Source organism: Bradyrhizobium sp. SZCCHNR1051, from assembly GCF_032489615.1.
GTDB lineage: Bacteria > Pseudomonadota > Alphaproteobacteria > Rhizobiales > Xanthobacteraceae > Bradyrhizobium.
The window spans coordinates 19,935-39,506 of sequence record NZ_JAUEYJ010000024.1 but is presented as its reverse complement, the minus strand read 5'-3'; the positions used below and the strand labels follow the sequence as shown (position 1 = coordinate 39,506).

Here is a 19,572-nt window from a genome sequence, read left to right as displayed (position 1 = left end):
CGACCGGCAGACCGACCGCCGGAGCGCGCCACCGCCGATTTCGTCACCCTCACCCCCGCCGCGGGATTTCCGCCAGAATCGTTTTTTCCCGGTGCCTGCGTGCCTTACAACGACCGCCTCGTCCATGTCTTGCATCATGCCGTCGCCGACCTGTCACTGCAGACGTGCCATCAAGGACGTGGCCGATCACGTCGGCTTGGACACCATCTCAAGCAGGTGGTGACGGCCGGATTGAGGCTTTACCAAGGCAGCTCGGCTGGCTTAAGCAAAGGATGAGCTGAGGGGCTGCGCGCAACCTCATTCCCGATCACGGGATGATGCGCTAGGTCTCTGATCCCAAAGGCGGACGTGTCGCAGGCAGGAGCCCCTTCCCTCGCTCGGTGATCGCACAAGGGGTGCTTCGGGCACCTGACCTCGTCGGCCGCGCCTCCCCGTGCTCCATCGCGGGATGCTTGCGGCGAGCAAGTGAGACAAAGTCTGTCCGGGACGGCGCGCCAGGCACGGAGCGCCGCCTTGGACGAGATCAACGGTCCGCGCCGCCGATACGAACGAAGGTGCGCGATCCATTGCAGATCTGAGCGTACTGGTTGCCATCCGAACGGCTGACCATCAGGACGACCGGCGCAGGCTGGGCGACCGTGATCGTCCGCGCGCCCTCGCCGATCAATCCACTCACGTCTGCAACGTCCGACACTTGCGTCAGCCCCGCGATCGGACCGGTGAGGATCGTGTGGCTGTAGGTACCCGGCACCAGCTTGAGCGATACTCTCTCATCGGCGGAGATCGTGTAGGTGAACTGGTATGAGGTCACACCCGTCTCACCTCCACCGGTGTCAACCGTGAAGTCCTGGACGTTCATCGTCCCTGTGCCATCGGCGTGAAGCACCATGACGCCTTGGACGGTGAAGGAGAAGAGCTTCAGGGGGCCGCCCTTTGGCGTAAAGTTCGGGTTGAATCCGAGAGCGGCCGGATCCCGGATGCACAATGATTTGCCGGTCAACGCATAGGTTCCGCGTAAACGGACATGATCATCCGCAAACGCGGTCGTGCTCGCCATCGCGGCGGCGACGACCGGAATGAAAAAGCGGTGCATGAGCTACCTCCCCTGGTCAGAACAATGGCTCGCCCGTGTTCTCAGCGATCGTCGTCGCTGATGCGGGTCATGATGAGCGATCCGTTGCAGATCCGCGCATACTGGGTTCCGTTGGAACGGCTGACCGTCAGGACGCTCGGCGCCGGCGGCGAGAGGATGATGGCCCGCGCGCCCTCGCCGATGAATCCGCCGGTGTCGGGAACGTCGACGACCTGCGTCAGCCCGGCGTTCGGGCCGGTCAGCGTCGTGGAGCTGTACGTGCCCGGGACGGCCTTGACCGACAGCTTGCCACCGGGGTCAATCGTGTAGTTGATCTGGTAGGAGACATCGCTGGTCGTCCCTTCGCCGACGTCGACCGTGAAGGACCGGCTATTCACCGTGCCGGTGCCATCGGCGCGAAACACCATGACGCCGTCGACGGTGGTGGCGAAGAACACGACCGGACCCTTTGGCAAGAAATTCGAATCGAATCCGATCGACGCCGAGTTCTGGATGCAGTCCGATGCGCCCGTCATCGCATAGGTCCCGTGGAGCCGACTGGGGTGATCATGAGCAAACGCGGCCGCGCTTGCAGTGATACCGACGAGGACCAAAATAGAAGAGCGATGCAAAGTAGCCTCCCTGATCGAACGATCGCCCTTGCGTGGGCTGGAGGTTTCATATGCCGCAAAGATGACGATTAGTCGTTGTTAGTAAATAAGGCTGCAAAATTGCGCCACACCCGCAAGAGTTGTACGCTCTGCGGCAGTTTCTCATGCGAACAGCTCGACGCCAGCAGGCGCAATCTTCACATCAGTCCCCGCTCCTCGTGCATCCACAGCCAGCCGTGCCGAATCCGAGCTGTGGGCGGGCTGCCGTTGCGGGGGTTGCCATTGGGCTGAACCAAGGCCGTTCAGATATCGGTGCTTCAAGCCGAAATCATCGGCCATCTCTGGCGAGAGACGGCGGCGTTACGTCCAAGGGAGGCCCATTCCTCTAGCGCTTGACACGAAAAACGGTAGCGAAATCAAAGCGCGGACGTGGCGGAATCGGTAGACGCAAGGGACTTAAAATCTTGCGCACTCATTGAAATTACTTTGTTTTTTTGTCTAGCGTCGATGCTCTACGCGATGCAAACCGATAGAACAAAGTGAGATTTGTCTAACAGATTTGAGTAGCATTCCGAACGGGATCGATCCCGACGCGACCTCGCGTGATTTTGTCTTTTAGCCGACGAGAATTCCGTGACTGACAAATGCCTTTGCCTAGTCTTCGATACCCAGTTTGGCGAACGCCTTCGGGATATCGACTCATCCAGCCCTATATGGATTGTCCAATCGAAGGACAATGGTCCGATCGTTTCGGATCTTTGGCAGGCCAACGTCGGTAACATTACAAGCTTTAAACCGCAGAATTTCGATCTGTTGCTGGGTACGGTCGATGAGCATCACCCCGGCTGGTCTGAGTTGGAAGTCATTGGGATTAAAGCTGACGCGGCCAAGGGCACGCTCGAACAGTACGGAAATGGCGAGGTTCGCGAAACAACCACCGGCTTCCACTTTACGAGGGACAGTGGCGCTCTTTCGTGAGCCGAACTGAGCCACTGCCAGATCAAATTAGGCAGCTCAACCAACTTTCGTTCGTATCATCAATATGCGCGCGATTAGTCCGGGCCATCTGGCCGTTGCAATGACCGCACCTTCTCGCTTACCCCTTCCCGACTGCCAACCGCCGGCCAGAAAGGGCTGGATACCGGTTTGTCTGACGCGAGGGTTTTTATTGTCTAACGGATTGCACCCGAGGCCGAAAAGTCGTTAGAGATCAACGATGCGGACGTGGCGGAATCGGTAGACGCAAGGGACTTAAAATCCCTCGATGGCAACGTCGTGTGGGTTCGAGTCCCACCGTCCGCACCAGCCCTGTGCACGCCTCGCTCGACCGCCCTGCCCGGCTCAGTTCAACGCCGCCAGCCGCTCGAGCTCGGCGAGATCGGTGACCTCCAGCCTGCCCTCCGAGATCGTCAGGATCTTGCGATCACGAAACAGCGCCAGCACGCGGCTGACATGGACCGAGGTCAGGCCGATGGCGTCGGCGATGTGCTGCTGCTTCAAGGGAAACGGATAGCGGTGGTGCTGGACCACGCCGTCGACCGCGACGCGCCGCATCAGGCTGAGCAGCAGATGCGCGATCCGACGCTCGGCCGGACGCTGGCCGAGAACGGTGATGAGCTCGTAGGAGGCCCGGCCGTTGTCGCCGAGCGAGCGGAACACCTCCATCATGACCAGCTCGTCGGCGCGACACTGCTTGCGAACCTCCTCGCCATCGAGCCGGCTGACCTGGACCTGGGTCAATGCCTTGGCCGAGAAGCTCATGCCTTTGGCGAAGATCGCCGCCGGCGAGAAGATATCGCCCGGCAGCAGGAAGCGCAGGATCTGGCGGCCGCCATCCGACAACTGGATGTAACGGAATGCCCAGCCGGTGCAGAGCACGAGCACATCGTCGCGCGCCTCGCTCTGGCATTTGATCTGCTGGCCGGCCCGGACGGTGAAGAACTGCTGGTGGAGCCGCGGCAGCGCCGACTGCTCCCCGCAAGCATTGAACAGCGCGGCACAGAATCCGGAATTGAGGTGAGTGCAGGAGACGCAGCGGGCGGCTAGATCGGGGTCTGATCGCAGCATCAAGGGGGGTGCTTGTGTCCAATCTGTCCGCAGGGCCGGCTTCGTCGCGCGGCCGTCGGCACGCAGCGGCGGCCGCTCCGAGTGAGCGGATGCCGAAGCCTCCGGCATGCCTGACAGCTAAGATGGAACCGGTCCGCAGCGATATAACTTGGATTAATGACGTGGCTGAAAGTCGCGCATTCGTCCGCCCCAGCGGCCTTCACGGCGCGATCAGTCGTTTGGACGCGGATCTCACGCCCAAGCAATGATCGACGCGGCTAGCGCCTACGCCGCCTGCGCTCGTGCCATCAGCTCCGCCATGGTGGTGGACTTGAAGCTCGGCCGCCCCTCCAGCCGTTCGATCCAGGCGACGAGATTGGGATGGCCGGCGGTCAGCTCCATCCAGTCCGGCGTCAACGACAGGAAGCTCGCCTGCGGTGCGGCCTGCAGATCGGCCAGCGACAGATGATCGCCGACCATGAACGGCTGCTCGCCGAGCAGCCGCGACAACTCGGCGATGACGGCTCTCGCCTGCGGCATCGCGCGTGCGATCGCGGCTTCGTCGGTGGTCGTGCCGAAGAATTGCGGGCCGACGATGCGCTGGAAGATGATGACGTTGCAGACGCCCTGGAACAGGTACCAGTCGCTGATGTTCATCACCTGGTCCATACGCGCGGCCTGCCTGACGTCCGCGGGCGTCAGGGCCGGCTCGGGCAGCATGCGGTCGAGATAGCGCAGGATCGCCTGGGTCTCGTACAACACGAAGCCGTCATGCTCGAGCACCGGCACACGCCCGAAGGGATGACGCGCCAGATGCGCCGCTCCCTTGGAGTCCCCCGGCGCCAGCGCGGCGAACCGATACGGCGCGCCCTTCTCCTCCAGCGCGATCAGCACGCTGCGCCCGAACGGGCTTCCCGGCACGGAATGGACCACGAACTCGGACATCACGGTCTCCCCACTCTTATGATGATTTGCTCACGATGACGTCGGCGACCGCTCGGCCTCGGCCACGAAACGCAGCAGCAGCCCCGGCCAGCCGCCGTCGACGTCCCGCCGCATCGATGCGCCCGCCTCGCTGCCCATGGTTTCGAACTTGTGGTGCAACAGCTCGACGCGGGTCACGTCCGCGCCTTCGACGACGAATTGCACATCGACCTCCGAGCGCATCGCCGCGTTCGGCTTCCACTGCGCATCGATCTGCCACAGCACGACGAAGCGATGCGGCGGCTCCCATAGCGTGATGGTCGCGACCGTGGTCGCCGTGCCGTCCTCAGCGATCTCGAGCCAGCGACCGCCGAGCTTCGGCTCCAGCAGCACCTTCTCGATCGGCTTGCGGCCGACCCCATGCGTATGCGGCCACCAGCGCGTCAGGCCGCGCGTGAAAACGTCGAACGCATGGTCGATCGGCGCCCGGACATGGACGAGCTTCCGAACCGGCGCGATCACGGCACCCTCACTCATCGATCCTCCCTTTCGTCTGCCGGAGCGTGCGCTCCGCCTCGATCTTGAAGGCGAGCAGTGCGTCGTCCCAGAAGCTGTCGAGCCAGTCGCGGAGCTCGGCCAGCCCCTCACGGCGCAACGAGTAGATGCGCCGCACGCCTTCGCTGCGCTCCTCGACCAGCCCGGCATCCTTCAGCACCTTCAGATGCTGCGATACCGCCGGCCGCGACACCGGCATCCCGGCCGCAATCGCATGGACCGGGCGCGGCCCGCCGCGCAGCCGCTCGAGCACTTCCCGCCGCGTCGGGTCCGCCAACACGTTCAGCGTCGTTCCGTAAGCCATAGCTTACTGTAAGCTGCGACTTACATAATGGTCAAGGGCGGCAGGTCGGGGTACGCGAGAGCCTGATCCGGCAGATCTCGCCACCACCGGTTGCAGGAAGAAACCCGCCATTAACCACAACCGACGAGGGTGGAACCGAACGGCCGCCGGCGTCCGGGCCGGTCACTGCGTGTGACCTCGCTCAGGCCAGCCGGGCTCGCCATCAATGAGAGGCACGATGCTGGGATTCCGCCGAAAGAACGAACCATCGGACGCCCCGCTTGCATCCGACACCTCCGCACACGACGCCTTCCAGGACGCGCTGGCGCAGTGCCTCGGCGACTGGGCGGACGGCAAGCTCAATCGCGATGTCGCAGGCGTCGATGCTGCCGCGCTGCGCGCCAAGCTCAAGCCGCAACTGATCGAGGCCATCCATCGCCTCGGCACCGCGCTCGCGGCCCGCGCGTCCCAGGATCTCGATTCGGTCGTCGACCTCTGCATCAACAGCAACGAAGCCTCGATCAGCGCAGCGCGCCTGATCGGCGCCTCCAACAATCAGTCCGAACGCTGCCAGAGTCTCGCTTCCGCATCGGTCGAGATGCAGGCCTCCGTACACTCCATCCGGTCGACGTCGACCGAAGCCGCTGCCGAGGCCGCCGCGACGCGCCAGGCCGTCGAGAACAGCGTGACCGCGGTACAACGGACGTTGCAGACGATGAACGGCATCGCCAGCTCCGTGCGCGATACCTCGGCGAAGATCGCCGATCTCAGCGCCGCGTCCGCCGAGATCGGATCCATCGTCGGCACCATCGACGCAATCGCCAATCAGACCAACCTGCTGGCACTCAATGCCACCATCGAGGCGGCGCGCGCCGGCGAATTCGGCAGGGGCTTCGCGGTGGTCGCAGCCGAGGTCAAGAACCTGTCGCAGCAGACGACCAAGGCGACCGAGGACATCAAGGGTCGCATCGAGCGGCTGCAGGCCGAGATGAGCGGCATCGTCGAGGCCATGGCCGGCGGCGCCAAGGCGGTCGAGGTCGGCATGTCCGAGATGAACGATCTGGCGCAGGCGATCGATCAGGCCGGCACCCGGACCGCGGTGGTCAGCACCAAGATGGACGAGATCTCCGGCATTCTCGCCGAGCAGTCCGCCGCGACCGACGAGGTCGCGCAGGGCATCACCATCATCGCCGATCTCGCGACCGCCAATGCCAACGAGGTGATGTCGCTCGCGGACACCATGGGCAAGACGGACGCAAAGGTCGGCAAGATGCTGGGCGAGATCGCCAAGCTCTCGCTCGACAACCAGGTGGTGAGATTGGCCAAGGCCGATCACGTGATCTGGAAGAAGCGGCTGGTGGACATGTCGGTCGGCCGGCTGCAACTTCGCGCCGACGAGCTCTCCGATCATCACACGTGCCGGCTCGGCAGATGGTACTATGGCGAAGGCGGCCAGCGTCTGGCCGGCGATCCGGCATTTCGCAACCTCGAACGCCCTCACGAGGCGGTGCATCGCCACGGCAAGGAAGCCGCGCGCCTGTTCAGTTCGGGGCGCATCGATGAAGCCCTCAACGAGATCGGCAAGGTCGAGGTCGCTTCCAGCGAGGTGTTGGCGGCGCTGGACGAGATCAGTGCCTCATAGCTACGAGGCCTGTCGACGTCACGTCACTCCATCCGCGCATCATTCCGGGGCGTGCGCAGCACGAGCCCGGAATCCATAGCCCCAGGACAGAGTGTGGTGCGAGATGGCCGTGGCGCTTGTCTTCGCCACATGACGGCGCGTGGATATGGATTCCGGGCTCATCGCTGCGCGATGCCACGGCATGACGGCGAGAGAGCCGGCCCCGTCGGCAGTCGACGTAGCCCGGATGAGCGCGGCGACATCCGGGTCTCCTCCACAGCGCGTTTGAACCCGGATGTCGCTATCGCTCATCCGGGCTGCGGCTACGGGCCGCGGCCGACATCACGTCACTCGCTCTTGTCGACGTTCCAGAACACCGGCACCGCCTGTCCTTCCAGCACGCCGGTGATCGACTTGCGCCAGGCGCTGGGCATGAACCATTGCCCGAGCGGCACGTAGATCACCTGCTCGTAGATCTCCTGCTGAATCTCGGCGGCGATCCGCTTCTGGTCCTCGGGCTTGGTGGCCTTGGCGAAGGCGTCGCGGAGCTCCTCCATCTTCGGATCATCGGGCCAGCCGAACGGGCTCTTCTGGCCGCGCGCGCCGACGAAGGTGCTGCCGATCGGATTGCCGGAGTCGGCGATCACCGAGTTGGTGAAGAACATGTTCCAGCCGCCCTCCTTGGGCGGCTTCTGGCTGGCACGCCGCGTCACGACGGTCTGCCAGTCCGTCGTCTGCAGATCGACCTTGAAGCCGGCCTCGCGCAACAGCTGCGCGGCGACCACCGGCTGCGCCTTCAGGGTGATCGCATCGCCCGGCGCGAGGATCACGACGGGCGTACCGTCGTAGCCGGCCTCGGCCAGCAGCTTCTTGGCCTGCTCCATGCCGTTGCCCTTCACCAGCGTCTCCGAGCCGATGTCGGATTCGAGCGGCGTGCCGCAGCCGAACACGGCGCCGCAGATCGTGTAGTACTTGGCGTTACCGACGAGCGCGTCGAGCACATCCTTCTGGTTCAGCGCCAGGAACGCCGCACGGCGGATCTTCACATTGTCGAACGGCGGAAACAGGAAGTTCATGCGTCCCAGGGTCTGGTAGCCGAACTTGTTCAGCACGTTCATCGAAAGATCGGGATTAGCGGCGAGCACCGGCTCGAGGTCGAGCGGCGGGAATTCCATGAAGTCGATGTCGCCCGCCTGCAGCGCGTTGACCGCCGTCTGCGCATCGGGCATCGAGACCCACTCGACGCGGTCGACCTTCACCACCTTGCCGCCGGCCGTCCAGCTCGGCGGCTCCTTGCGCGGCACGTAGTCGGTGTTCTTCTCATAGACCGCCTTCACGCCCGGCTGGAATTCCGCCTTGACGAACTTGAACGGTCCGGAGCCGATCTGCTCCGAGATCTGCTGGTTCGCGGGCGTCTCGGCGAGACGCTTCGGCATCATGAACGGCACGTAGGAGGACGGCTTGCCGATCGACTCCAGCACCAGGCCGTAAGGCTCCTTCAGTTTCAAGGTGATGGTCTTGGCATCGGGCGCCTCCAGCGAGGCCGTGGCCTCCATCAGCTTCTGGCCCATGCTGTCGTTGCGGCTCCAGCGCTTCAGCGAAGCGACGCAGTCCTCGGCGGTGACCGGCGCGCCGTCGTGCCACTTCAGGTCGTCGCGCAAGGTGAAGGTGTAGGTCAGCTTGTCGTCCGAGACCTTCCACTCCGCCATCTGCGGCTGGACCCGAAACTTGGCATCGGTCCCGAGCAAGGTGTCGTACACCATGTAGCCGTGGTCGCGCGTGATGTAGGCCGGCGTGAACACGGGATCGATGACGCGCAGATCCGAATGCATCACCGCCGTGATCATCTTCTTGCCGGCGGCGAGGGCCTGGGTCGTCACGCCCGCCATCGACACGGCCATGACCGAGGCGACGAACCATGAAACGAGCGCGGATGAGGTCCGGCGCGAAGTATGTGACATGCGATCTCTCTTGGCGTGGCTTCCATCCGAAGGCCCTGATACCGATCAAGGCCTGACGAGGCGTCTTGCGTCGCGTCTGCAAACGCGGAGCAAAGAGTCTCGACAAGGAGACTTGCAGCAGTTCCATCGCAGGTCAATCGCCATGGGCGCATGGGTCACCGCATCGCACGGATGCACATGGCGCGGCTGCGACGATGGCGTCCCGCCATCTGGAACTCGGCTGCACCTGGTCCGTTATGCGCACCAGCAAGGAGCTTGACGATGCCGAATGAAGTCACCGAACCGCGGGATAATGGCCGACGTCCGGCCGCACCTATCCGCACCGGCAAGACGCCACCCCAGGATCAGATCAGCCCGCCCTTGATGGTCGACGGCCTGGAAGCGGTCCGCGATCCGCACTGCTGACGCGCGGCTCATGCACAAGGCGAGCGCAAGAACAAAAGAGAGACGCGGCGAAGTCTCCGCTTCACCGCGTCTCTCGTTGCGTCACGAGTTCGGCGCGCGGCCTACTCGCTCTTGTCGACGTTCCAGAACACCGGCGTGGCCGGGCCGTCGAGCACTCCGGTCAGCGACTTCCGCCAGCCGCTCGGGAGCAAATACTGGCCGAGCGGGATGTAGATCACCTTCTCGTAGTTCTGCTTCTGGATCTCGGTGGCGATCCTCTTCTGCTCGTCCGGCGAGGCGGACCGCGCATAGGCGTCGCGCAGCTTCTCGATCTCGGCATCCTCGGCCCAGCCGAACCAGCCGCCCTTGGTGCCGCGGCCGCCGATCGACACGTTCGCCACGGGATTGGCGACGTCGGCGCCGACCCAGTTGGTGAAGAACATGTTCCAGCCGCCCTCCTTCACGGGCTTCTGGCTGGCCCGCCGTGTCACCACCGTCTGCCAGTCGGTGGCCTGCAGGTCGACCTTGAAGCCGGCCTCGCGCAACAGCTGCGCCGCCACCACGGGCTGCGCCTTCAAGGTGGTGACGTCGCCCGGCGCCATGATCGCGATCGGCGTGCCGTCATAGCCGGACTCGGCAAGTGCCTTCTTGGCTTCCGCCATGCCGTTGCCCTTGATCAGCGTCTCGGCGCCGACATCGGTCTCGAGCGGCGTGCCGCACACGAACACGGCGCCGCAGATCTTCTGATACTTGTCGTTGCCGACGAGCGCGTCGAGCACGTCCTTCTGGTTCAGCGCGAGGAAGGCCGCGCGGCGCACCTTCACGTTGTCGAACGGCGGGTTGAGGAAGTTCATGCGGCCGAGCGTCTGGTAGCCGAACTTGTTCAGCACGTCGATCTTGAGCTCGGAGTTCGACTCCAGCACCGGCAGCATGTCGTAGGGAAGGTTCTCCATGAAGTCGATGTCGCCCGATTGCAGCGCGTTCACCGCGGTCTGCGCGTCCGGCATCGTGACCCACTCGACGCGGTCGACCTTCACCACCTTGCCGCCGGACGTCCAGCTCGCCGGCTCCTTGCGCGGCACGTAGTCGGTGTTCTTCTCGTACACCGCCTTCACGCCCGGCTGGAATTCCGCCTTGACGAATTTGAACGGGCCCGAGCCGATCTGCTCGGAAATCTGCTGGCCCTGCGGCGTCTCGGCGAGACGCTTCGGCATCATGAACGGCACCAGCGAGGACGGCTTGGCGATCGACTCCAGGACGAGTCCATAGGGCTCCTTCAACTTGAGCACGATGGTCTTGGCATCGGGCGCCTCCAGGCTCGCCGTGAAGTCCATCAGCTTCTGGCCCATGCCGTCGTTGCGGCCCCAGCGCTTCAGCGAAGCGACGCAGTCCTCGGCGGTCACCGGCGTGCCGTCATGCCATTTCAGGCCGTCGCGCAGGGTGAAGGTGTAGGTCAGCTTGTCGTCGGAGACCTTCCAGTCCGCCATCTGCGGCTGGACCTTGAAATTCGAATCGGTCGCCAGCAGCGTGTCGTAAACCATGTAGCCATGGTCACGGGTGATGTAGGCCGTCGTGAATCCGGGATCGATGACGCGCAGATCCGAATGCATCACCGCCGTGATCGTCTTCTTGCCGGCTGCGATGGCCTGGGTGCTCAGCGCCGTCGAGAGCGAAAGCATGGAAACGGCGAGGCTCGTCGCGAGCGTCAGACGTTTCCAGCGCGGGCTGTGGAACATTACGAGGTCTCCTGAGTGGATGGTTTGACCTGAAACTGATCAGATCCAGATCATTCGTTGGGCGTGCAGATCAATCCTTGTGCGAACTAACATGCTGTAAGTCGCAAGCTTTCGACAGTTGCAGAGGTCGCCTTTCGCGTCAATCCGCATTCAGCGCATGCGGCCCGTGGCTGACAATGCCGTTAACGTCTGCATAGCTTTCGCTTTACAAAGCGCGCCCGCCTGCGTCTCGTATCATGAGATCGCGACAATGCCTTGAGAGAGCACCAATGAATCCAGCCCATCTTCCCTTTGATACCGAAATCATGCTGCAGGGCTTGCGCGGCTGGGTCGAGTGCGAAAGTCCGACCTGGGACGCCGCCGCGGTGGAGCGCATGCTGGATCTTGCCGCGCGCGACATGGCGATCCTGGGTGCGACGATCGAGCGCATCGCCGGACGCCAGGGCTTCGCCGGCTGCGTGCGCGCCCGCTTCCCGCACCCGCGGCAGGGTGAGCCCGGCATCCTGATCGCCGGCCACATGGATACGGTTCACCCCGTCGGCACGCTGGCCAAGCTGCCTTGGCGCCGCGAGGGCAACAAATGCTATGGGCCCGGCATCTGCGACATGAAGGGCGGCAACTATCTCACGCTGGAAGCGATCCGCCAGCTGATCAAGGCCTCCATTGCGACGCCGCTGCCGATCACCATCCTGTTCACGCCGGACGAGGAGGTCGGCACGCCCTCGACCCGCGACATCATCGAAGCCGAGGCGCAGCGCAACAAATACGTGCTGGTGCCCGAGCCGGGCCGTCAGGATAATGGCGTGGTGACCGGCCGCTACGCGATCGCCCGCTTCAATCTCGAGGCGATCGGGCGCCCGAGCCATGCCGGCGCGCGGCTCGGCGCGGGTCGTTCCGCCATCCGGGAAATGGCGCGACAGATCCTCGCCATCGACGGCATGACAACGGAGGACTGCACCTTCTCCGTCGGCATCGTTCATGGTGGCCAGTGGGTCAACTGCGTCGCCACCACCGCCACCGGCGAAGCGCTCAGCATGGCGAAGCGGCAGGCCGACCTCGATCGCGGCGTGGAGCGCATGCTGTCCCTGTCCGGCACCACCGACGACGTGACCTTCAAGGTGACGCGCGGCGTGACGCGGCCGGTGTGGGAGCCGGATTCCGGAACCATGGCGCTGTACGAGAAGGCGCGCGGCATCGCCGAGCAGCTCGGCATGGCGTTGCCGCACGGCTCGGCAGGCGGCGGCTCGGACGGCAACTTCACCGGCGCGCTCGGCATTCCGACCCTCGACGGCCTCGGGGTGCGCGGCACCGACATGCACACCCTGAACGAGCACATCGAGATCGACAGCCTCGCCGAGCGCGGCCGCCTGATGGCGGGTCTGCTCGCGACGCTCGACTAGATCGCGACACACGACGGCGCGTAGCCCGCATGAGCGCAAGCGAGATGCGGGTCCCGCTCGTCCGCGCGGTCGCTCCGCTCGCCCGGGCTACGCTGCGCAGCAGCACGGTTTCATTTTCCGGGACCTGCGCGGGGCGAGTGGACAATCACTCCGCAGCGCGCGCATGATGGCATGCGGCTTGCAAAGTTTCGCGCAAGGTTCGCCGCAAAAGTGCTGCGACATTGTTCGCATATGCGATGGTTCGCGCGGATCCCGAACACCGTGTCGTCGCGTGTGCACGAGCAGATGAGCGAACACCGGAGACCTTGAAAGCGATGGATATCGGTGACATGCACACTCTCTCACGACGTTGCGCGCGTCGCCCCAGCACCATGAAGGCGGTTCTCTCGAGATGATCGGTTATCTGCTTCGCCGCATCCTCGCATCCATCCCCGTGATGGGCGTGGTGGCGCTGTTCGTCTTTCTCCTGCTGCGGCTGACGCCGGGCGATCCCGCCGCGATTCTCGCCGGCGACAACGCGACCCCTGAGCAGCTCGAGCGCATCCGCGCCACGCTCGGACTGAACGAGCCGCTCTACATCCAGTTCTTCACCTGGATCAATCAGCTGCTGCATGGCGATCTCGGCGTATCGCTGATCTCGAAGGTGCCGGTGCTGCAGATGATCGGCCAGCGCATCGAGCCGTCGATCTCGGTCGCGATCTCGACCATCATCCTGTCGATCCTCGTCGCCGTCCCGCTCGGCGTCATCGCGGCCTGGAAGCACGGCACCTGGATCGACCGTTTCGTGATGGCGCTTTCGGTGATTGGCTTCTCGGTGCCGGTATTCGTCATCGGCTACATCCTGATCCAGTTGTTCGCGATCAACCTGCGCTGGGTCCCTGTTCAGGGCTTCAAGAGTCTCAGCGCCGGCTTCGGCCCGTTCTTCGAGCGCATCATCCTGCCGACCTGCGCATTGTCCTTCATCTACGTCGCGCTGATCGCGCGCATGACGCGCGCCGCGATGCTCGACGTGCTCGGCGAGGACTTCGTGCGCACCGCGCGCGCCAAGGGCGTCAGCGAGATCGCGGTGCTGTTGCGCCACGCGTTGCGAAATGCGGCCGTGCCCGTCATCACCGTGATCGGCTCCGGCTTCGCGCTGTTGATCTCCGGCGTCGTGGTCACCGAGAGCGTGTTCAACCTGCCCGGCATCGGCCGCCTCACCGTCGACGCCGTGCTGGCGCGCGACTATCCGGTCATCCAGGGCATGATCCTTCTCACCTCGTTCATCTATCTCGCGGTCAATCTCCTGATCGACCTCGCCTACACCCTGCTCGATCCACGCATCCGCTACTGAGGCCCTCATCCGATGGCGATCGTTACCACCCCTGAGCCGTCGATCCCGGTCACCACGCGACTGGGTCCCCGGTTCGGCTTTCTCACCTCGACCCCGATCATCGCCGTGGCGACCGTCTGCCTGTCGCTCATCGTGCTGATCTCGATCCTGGCGCCGCTGCTGGCGCCGCACGATCCCGTGCTGCTCGCTCCGGCGCAACGGCTCAAGCCGTCGAGCGCGCAACACCTGCTCGGCACCGACGCCTATGGCCGCGACCTGTTGTCGCGCACGATCTATGGCGGCCGCATCTCGCTTCTGGTCGGCGTCGGCGCCGCGATCATCTCGATCGCGATCGGACTCGTGATCGGCCTCGTCTCCGGCTTCTTCCGCTGGGTCGACGCCATCCTGATGCGCGTGATGGACGGCCTGATGGCGATCCCGAGCATCCTGCTCGCCATCGCCGTGGTCTCGCTGTCGGGCGCCAGCGTCGGCACCGTGATGATCGCGATCACCATCGTCGAGATCCCGCGCGTCGCACGCCTGGTCCGCTCGGTCGTGCTGACGGCACGCGAGGAGCCCTATGTCGAAGCTGCGATTTCGCTGGGGACGTCGATGCCCAAGATCATGTGGCGGCATCTGATGCCGAACACGATCGCGCCGCTGATCGTCCAGGGCACCTACATCTGCGCCGCCGCGATTCTCACCGAGGCGATCCTGTCGTTCCTCGGAGCAGGCATCAGCCCGGAAACGCCGACCTGGGGCAACATCATGGCCGAGGGCCGCTCCTACTTCCAGATCAAGCCATCGCTGATCTTCTGGCCCGGCCTGTTGCTGTCGATCGCCATCCTCTCGATCAACCTGATCGGCGACGCCGCGCGCGACGCGCTCGACCCGCGCATGAAGCAGCGCGAGGCCGGCAAGTGACAATGGTTTTTCGTCATCGCGAGCGAAGCGACGCGATCCAGGGGCCGCACCCGGAGCTCTGGATTGCTTCGTCGCTATCGCTCCTCGCAATGACGGTGGAGAAATGAACACATGACCGACACCATCCTCGACATCGACAATCTCGTCGTCACCGTCGGCAAGACGAAGAACCCGAACGGCCCGCGCATCATCGACGGCGTCTCGATCAAGGTCGAAAAGGGCGAGACGCTCTGCGTCGTCGGCGAGAGCGGCTCCGGCAAGTCGGTGACGTCGCTGACCACCATGGGCCTGCTGCCGAAGAACGCGCTGCATGCCGTCGGCGGCAGCGTCAAGCTGGTCGGCGAAGAGCTGCTCACCGCGAGCGATCGCCGGCTGCGCGAGCTGCGCGCCACCCGGATGGCGATGATCTTCCAGGAGCCGATGACCGCGCTCAATCCGGTCGTGCCGGTGGGCCGCCAGATCGACGAGGTCCTGCGCGCGCATACGTCCCTTGATGCGCGCACGCGGCGCAAGCGCATCCTCGACATGATGGAACAGGTCCACCTGCCCGACGTCGAGCGCATTTTCGGCTCCTATCCCCATCGCCTGTCGGGTGGCCAGCGCCAGCGCATTATGATCGCGATGGCGCTGGTGCTCGAGCCGAAACTCCTGATCGCCGACGAGCCGACCACCGCACTCGACGTCACCACGCAGAAGCAGATCCTCTCGCTGATCCGCGAGCTGCAGCGCGATCACGGCACCGCCGTGCTGTTCATCACCCACGACATGGGCGTGGTCGCCGAGATCGCCGACCGCGTCTCGGTGATGCGCCAGGGACGCCTGGTCGAGACTGGAGCGCTCGACAAGATCCTGCGGGCGCCCGAGATGGACTACACGCGCAACCTGCTCGCTTCCGTGCCCAGCCTGATCCCGCGCCCGCCCCGGCCTGACAGCACCGAGCCGGTGGTGCTGGAAACCAACGAGCTCGGCAAGGTCTATCGCGAGCGTTCGTTCCTCGGCAAAGCGCGCGAAGTCGTCGCCGCGCAGAACGTCACGCTCACCCTGCGCAAGGGCCGCACGCTCGGCATCGTCGGCGAAAGCGGCTCCGGCAAGTCGACGGTGGCCCGCTGCATCGTCCGGCTGATCGATCCGACCTCCGGCGGCGTCCGTCTGGCCGGCCATGAGATCTCGATCCTGACCCGGCGGCTGCTGCAGCCGCATCGCAAGCGGATCCAGATCGTGTTCCAGGATCCCTACCGCTCGCTCAACCCGCGGCTGACCGTCGGTGAAAGCATCGCCGAGGGACCGGTCAACTACGGCACCTCGCATGACAAAGCGATGGCGCGGGCGCGCGAGCTGCTCGAGCTGGTCGGCCTGCCTGCGGACGCGATCTCACGCTACCCGCACCAGTTCTCCGGCGGCCAGCGCCAGCGCATCGCCATCGCCCGCGCGCTCGCGCTCGATCCCGACGTGCTGGTCGCGGATGAAGCGGTGTCTGCGCTCGACGTCTCGGTACAGGCGCAGGTGCTGGAGCTGCTCGACGAGATCCAGCGCCGGCTCGGCATCGCCATCCTGTTCATCACGCATGACCTGCGCGTTGCCGCGCAGATCTGCGACGACGTCGTCGTGATGCAGAAGGGGCGCATCGTCGAACAGGGTCCGGCCGGCGAGATCCTGACGCATCCGAAGGAAGCCTACACGCGCGCGCTGCTCGAAGCGGCGCCGGGACGGAACTGGGACTTCGCCAACTTCCGGCCGGTGTCGGAAGCAGTGGCGTAGCAACGCCACCCACCGCCGTCGCGGCAAGCGGTGAAGCAATCCAGACTGGATATCTAGACGGATCCTGGATTGCTTCGCAGCAAAGCAATCCAGGCGGCCCGGGGACTCTGAACTGCGTCGCTGAGCCGGCAAGGACCCACGACGAGACGCCACCGCGCCAACGCGCCGTCATCGTGGCCCGCATGCAAAACGGCATCGCTCGATCGCTTGCGTGGGCCGCGATACGCGGTCTAACGTCATCGCACCACCAACAGCCTGAGGCGGAGTGATGACGCGCGTCGCGATCGGCGGCTTTCTGCACGAGACCAATACATTCGCACCGACGAAAGCGGACTACGACGCGTTCATGCATGGCGGCGGCCGCGCCTCGATCGCCGATGCGGCCTCCGTGCTCACGACGATGCGCGGCATCAATGCCGGCCAGGCCGGCTTCATGGCGGTCGCAGAAGCCAACGGTTGGGACGTCATTCCCACCATCGCCTGCGCGGCAAGTCCCTCCGCGCATGTCACCAGGGATGCGTTCGAGCGCATCACGACCGTGATGGTCGAGCGCATCAAGGCCGCCGGCCCGCTCGACGGCGTCTATCTCGATCTGCACGGCGCGATGGTGGCCGAGCATCTTGACGACGGCGAAGGCGAGATCCTGGCGCGCGTGCGCAAGGTCATCGGCCCGAACGTGCCGCTGGTCGCGAGCCTCGATCTGCATGCCAACGTCACGCCCGAGATGATGGCACATGCCGATGCGCTGATCGCCTACCGGAAATATCCGCACACCGATATGGCCGACACCGGCCGCGCCAGCGCCGAGCATCTCTCCCTGCTGCTGCGCGCAAAGGCGCCGCTGGCGAAAGCCTTCCGGCAATTGCCGTTCCTGATCCCGATCAGCTGGCAATGCACCAACGACCAGCCCACCAAAGGCATCTACGAGAAGCTTGCGGCGCTGCAGAGCGAGGCCGTGCCGACGCTGTCGTTCGCGCCCGGCTTTCCCGCCGCCGATTTCGCGCATTGCGGCCCGAGCGTGTTCGCCTATGGCCGGACGCAGGCCGACGCGGACGCCGCGGCGGATGCGATCGCGGCGATCGTCGCGGGCCACGAGAATGATTTCGACGGCCGCATCTACACGCCCGATGACGGCGTGCGCCATGCGATGACGCTGGCGAAGACGGCGACACGCCCGATCGTGATCGCCGACACCCAGGACAATCCCGGCGCGGGCGGCGATTCCGATACGACCGGCATGCTGCGCGCGCTGGTGCGCAATCGCGCCAGCCGCGCCGCGATCGGCATGATCTACGATCCGCAAGCGGCGCTCGCCGCGCATGCGGCCGGCGAAGGGGCCACCGTGACGCTGTCGCTCGGCGGCAAGAGCGGCATCCCCGGCGATGCGCCGTTCGAAGAGAGCTTCATCGTCGAGAAGATCTCCGACGGCCGCTTCGTCGCACCCGGCCCGTTCTACGGCGGCCGCAGGATGGAAATGGGACCGTCAGCGTGCTTGCGCATTGGCGATGTCCGCGTCGTCGTGGCCTCGCACAAGTCCCAGCTTGCCGACCAGGAGATGTACCGCTTCGTCGGCATCGAGCCGACCGCGCAGGCGATCCTGGTCAACAAGAGCTCGGTGCATTTCCGCGCCGATTTCGAACCGATCGCGGAACATCTCCTGATCTGCGCCGCGCCCGGCGCGATGCCCGCCGATCCCTCCACCCTGCCCTGGACCAGCCTGCGTCCGGGCATCCGCCTCAAGCCGAACGGCCCGGCGTTCAAGGCTTAAACCTCTCCAGGGAAACGCACCCATGCCCACCATCGATCGCATCCAAGGTTACGCCGACGAGCTCACCGCCATCCGCCGCGACCTGCACGCCCATCCCGAGATCGGCTTCGAGGAGACGCGGACCTCCGGCATCGTCGCCGAGAAGCTCGCGCAATGGGGCATCGAGGTGCATCGCGGCCTCGGCGGCACCGGCGTGATCGGCGTGCTCAAGGGCAAAGGCGATAGCGGCAAGAGGATCGGCTTGCGCGCCGACATGGATGCGCTGCCGATGGAGGAGAACACCAACCTGCCGTGGCGCTCGACGATCCCCGGTCGCTTCCATGGCTGCGGCCATGACGGCCACACCACGATGCTGCTCGGCACCGCGCGCTATCTCGCCGAGACGCGCAATTTCGACGGCACCGTGCACTTCATCTTCCAGCCGGCCGAGGAAGGCCTCGGCGGCGCGCGGGCGATGATCAAGGACGGCCTGTTCCAGAAGTTCCCGTGCGACGAACTGTACGGCCTGCACAACGCGCCCGACCTGGAGCATGGCGAGATCGCGATCCTGCCCGGTCCGGCCATGGCCGGCGCCGATTTCTTCGACATCCGCATCTCCGGTTACGGCGCCCATGGCGCGATGCCCGAGCGCTCCAAGGACGCGGTGGTGATCGCAACCAGCGTGGCGCAGGCGATCCAGACCATCGTCAGCCGCAATGTCGAACCGCTGCAGGCGGCCGTTGTCTCGATCACGCAGATCCATGCCGGCTCGGCCTACAACGTCATTCCCGGCGATGCCTGGCTGTGCGGCACCGTGCGCGCGTTCTCGGACCCCGTGCGCGCACTGGTGCGCGAGCGCATGCGCGCGATCTGCGCCGGCATGGCGGCGGCGTTCAATTGCGAGATCGATGTCGACATCCGCGACACGTTCAGCGTGCTGGTGAACCAGGAGGAGCAGTCCAAGGTCGTCGAGCAGGTCGCGCGCACCGTGGTCGAGCCGTCCAAGGTGCTGACGCGCTCGACGCCGAAGATGGGCAGCGAGGATTTCGCCGACATGCTGCAGACGATTCCGGGCGCCTATTTCTGGGTCGGCCATGACGGCTCGGTGCCGGTGCACAATCCCGGCTACGTGCTCGACGACAAGATCCTGCCGATCGGCGCCAGCATGTTCGCCCGCATCATCGAGACTCGTCTGCCGGCAGCTTAGCGCTGATCTACGTCAATGAGCGGGCGCGAAT

General features: G+C 64.9%; 17 protein-coding genes and 1 tRNA gene. 10 read left to right on the top strand and 8 right to left on the bottom strand.

Features of this window, described 5'->3' with window-relative positions:
• Window positions 1-523: 523 nt before the first annotated feature.
• Entirely contained in the window at window positions 524-1,093 is a 570-nt protein-coding gene (locus QW868_RS26630; RefSeq protein ID WP_315759507.1) for a hypothetical protein, read from the bottom strand.
• 41 nt (window positions 1,094-1,134) lie between these two features.
• On the bottom strand, window positions 1,135-1,530 hold the full coding sequence (locus QW868_RS26625) for a hypothetical protein (protein WP_316231924.1): 396 nt from the start codon (window positions 1,528-1,530) through the stop codon (window positions 1,135-1,137).
• A 786-nt stretch (window positions 1,531-2,316) separates the two neighbouring features.
• Between QW868_RS26625 and QW868_RS26620 the strand changes: the two genes are divergently transcribed.
• The gene (locus tag QW868_RS26620) at window positions 2,317-2,661 is read left to right on the top strand and encodes a hypothetical protein (protein WP_316231923.1); all 345 of its coding nucleotides are present in this window, start codon (window positions 2,317-2,319) and stop codon (window positions 2,659-2,661) included.
• 240 nt (window positions 2,662-2,901) lie between these two features.
• Window positions 2,902-2,988: transfer RNA gene (locus QW868_RS26615), tRNA-Leu, on the top strand.
• Window positions 2,989-3,024: 36 nt separating this feature from the next.
• Here the strand turns inward: QW868_RS26615 and QW868_RS26610 are convergent.
• The 4 genes from QW868_RS26610 to QW868_RS26595 form a co-directional block, all read right to left on the bottom strand.
• Complete coding sequence (locus tag QW868_RS26610) at window positions 3,025-3,750, bottom strand: Crp/Fnr family transcriptional regulator (RefSeq protein ID WP_316231922.1); 726 nt, start codon at window positions 3,748-3,750, stop codon at window positions 3,025-3,027.
• A gap of 264 nt (window positions 3,751-4,014) precedes the next feature.
• Window positions 4,015-4,674: a glutathione S-transferase family protein gene (locus QW868_RS26605; RefSeq protein WP_316231921.1), complete on the bottom strand. Its 660-nt coding sequence runs from the start codon at window positions 4,672-4,674 to the stop codon at window positions 4,015-4,017.
• Window positions 4,675-4,704: 30 nt separating this feature from the next.
• On the bottom strand, window positions 4,705-5,190 hold the full coding sequence (locus QW868_RS26600; protein ID WP_316231920.1) for an SRPBCC family protein: 486 nt from the start codon (window positions 5,188-5,190) through the stop codon (window positions 4,705-4,707).
• Window positions 5,183-5,512, bottom strand: a complete 330-nt coding sequence (locus QW868_RS26595) for a metalloregulator ArsR/SmtB family transcription factor (protein ID WP_316231919.1) — start codon at window positions 5,510-5,512, stop codon at window positions 5,183-5,185. The genes QW868_RS26600 and QW868_RS26595 overlap by 8 nt, the downstream gene beginning before the upstream one ends.
• 217 nt (window positions 5,513-5,729) lie before the next feature.
• On the opposite strand from QW868_RS26595, the gene QW868_RS26590 reads away from it, so the two are divergent.
• Window positions 5,730-7,133: a methyl-accepting chemotaxis protein gene (locus QW868_RS26590; protein WP_316231918.1), complete on the top strand. Its 1,404-nt coding sequence runs from the start codon at window positions 5,730-5,732 to the stop codon at window positions 7,131-7,133.
• 326 nt (window positions 7,134-7,459) lie between these two features.
• Here the strand turns inward: QW868_RS26590 and QW868_RS26585 are convergent, their stop codons facing one another.
• The gene (locus tag QW868_RS26585) at window positions 7,460-9,073 is read right to left on the bottom strand and encodes an ABC transporter substrate-binding protein (protein ID WP_316231917.1); all 1,614 of its coding nucleotides are present in this window, start codon (window positions 9,071-9,073) and stop codon (window positions 7,460-7,462) included.
• 261 nt (window positions 9,074-9,334) lie between these two features.
• Here QW868_RS26585 and QW868_RS26580 point away from each other — a divergent pair, with 261 nt between their 5' ends.
• Window positions 9,335-9,478, top strand: a complete 144-nt coding sequence (locus tag QW868_RS26580) for a hypothetical protein (RefSeq protein WP_316231916.1) — start codon at window positions 9,335-9,337, stop codon at window positions 9,476-9,478.
• A gap of 101 nt (window positions 9,479-9,579) precedes the next feature.
• Here QW868_RS26580 and QW868_RS26575 read toward each other — a convergent pair whose 3' ends face one another.
• Window positions 9,580-11,193, bottom strand: a complete 1,614-nt coding sequence (locus tag QW868_RS26575; protein WP_316231915.1) for an ABC transporter substrate-binding protein — start codon at window positions 11,191-11,193, stop codon at window positions 9,580-9,582.
• Window positions 11,194-11,462: 269 nt separating this feature from the next.
• On the opposite strand from QW868_RS26575, the gene QW868_RS26570 reads away from it, so the two are divergent.
• The 6 genes from QW868_RS26570 to QW868_RS26545 all read left to right on the top strand — a co-directional run bounded on the left by QW868_RS26570 (window position 11,463) and on the right by QW868_RS26545 (window position 19,541).
• Window positions 11,463-12,593 carry a M20/M25/M40 family metallo-hydrolase gene (locus tag QW868_RS26570; RefSeq protein ID WP_316231914.1) on the top strand — a complete coding sequence of 377 codons (1,131 nt, stop codon included), beginning with the start codon at window positions 11,463-11,465 and terminating at the stop codon, window positions 12,591-12,593.
• A 391-nt stretch (window positions 12,594-12,984) separates the two neighbouring features.
• Window positions 12,985-13,926: an ABC transporter permease gene (locus QW868_RS26565; protein WP_315776713.1), complete on the top strand. Its 942-nt coding sequence runs from the start codon at window positions 12,985-12,987 to the stop codon at window positions 13,924-13,926.
• Window positions 13,927-13,938: 12 nt separating this feature from the next.
• Window positions 13,939-14,829, top strand: a complete 891-nt coding sequence (locus QW868_RS26560; protein ID WP_315714711.1) for an ABC transporter permease — start codon at window positions 13,939-13,941, stop codon at window positions 14,827-14,829.
• 111 nt (window positions 14,830-14,940) lie between these two features.
• Complete coding sequence (locus QW868_RS26555) at window positions 14,941-16,587, top strand: ABC transporter ATP-binding protein (RefSeq protein ID WP_315737468.1); 1,647 nt, start codon at window positions 14,941-14,943, stop codon at window positions 16,585-16,587.
• 268 nt (window positions 16,588-16,855) lie between these two features.
• The gene (locus QW868_RS26550) at window positions 16,856-18,355 is read left to right on the top strand and encodes a M81 family metallopeptidase (protein WP_316231913.1); all 1,500 of its coding nucleotides are present in this window, start codon (window positions 16,856-16,858) and stop codon (window positions 18,353-18,355) included.
• Between the two features lie 22 nt (window positions 18,356-18,377).
• Window positions 18,378-19,541 (top strand): M20 aminoacylase family protein, encoded by a 1,164-nt coding sequence (locus QW868_RS26545; protein WP_316231912.1) that lies wholly within the window; start codon window positions 18,378-18,380, stop codon window positions 19,539-19,541.
• Window positions 19,542-19,572: the final 31 nt, after the last annotated feature.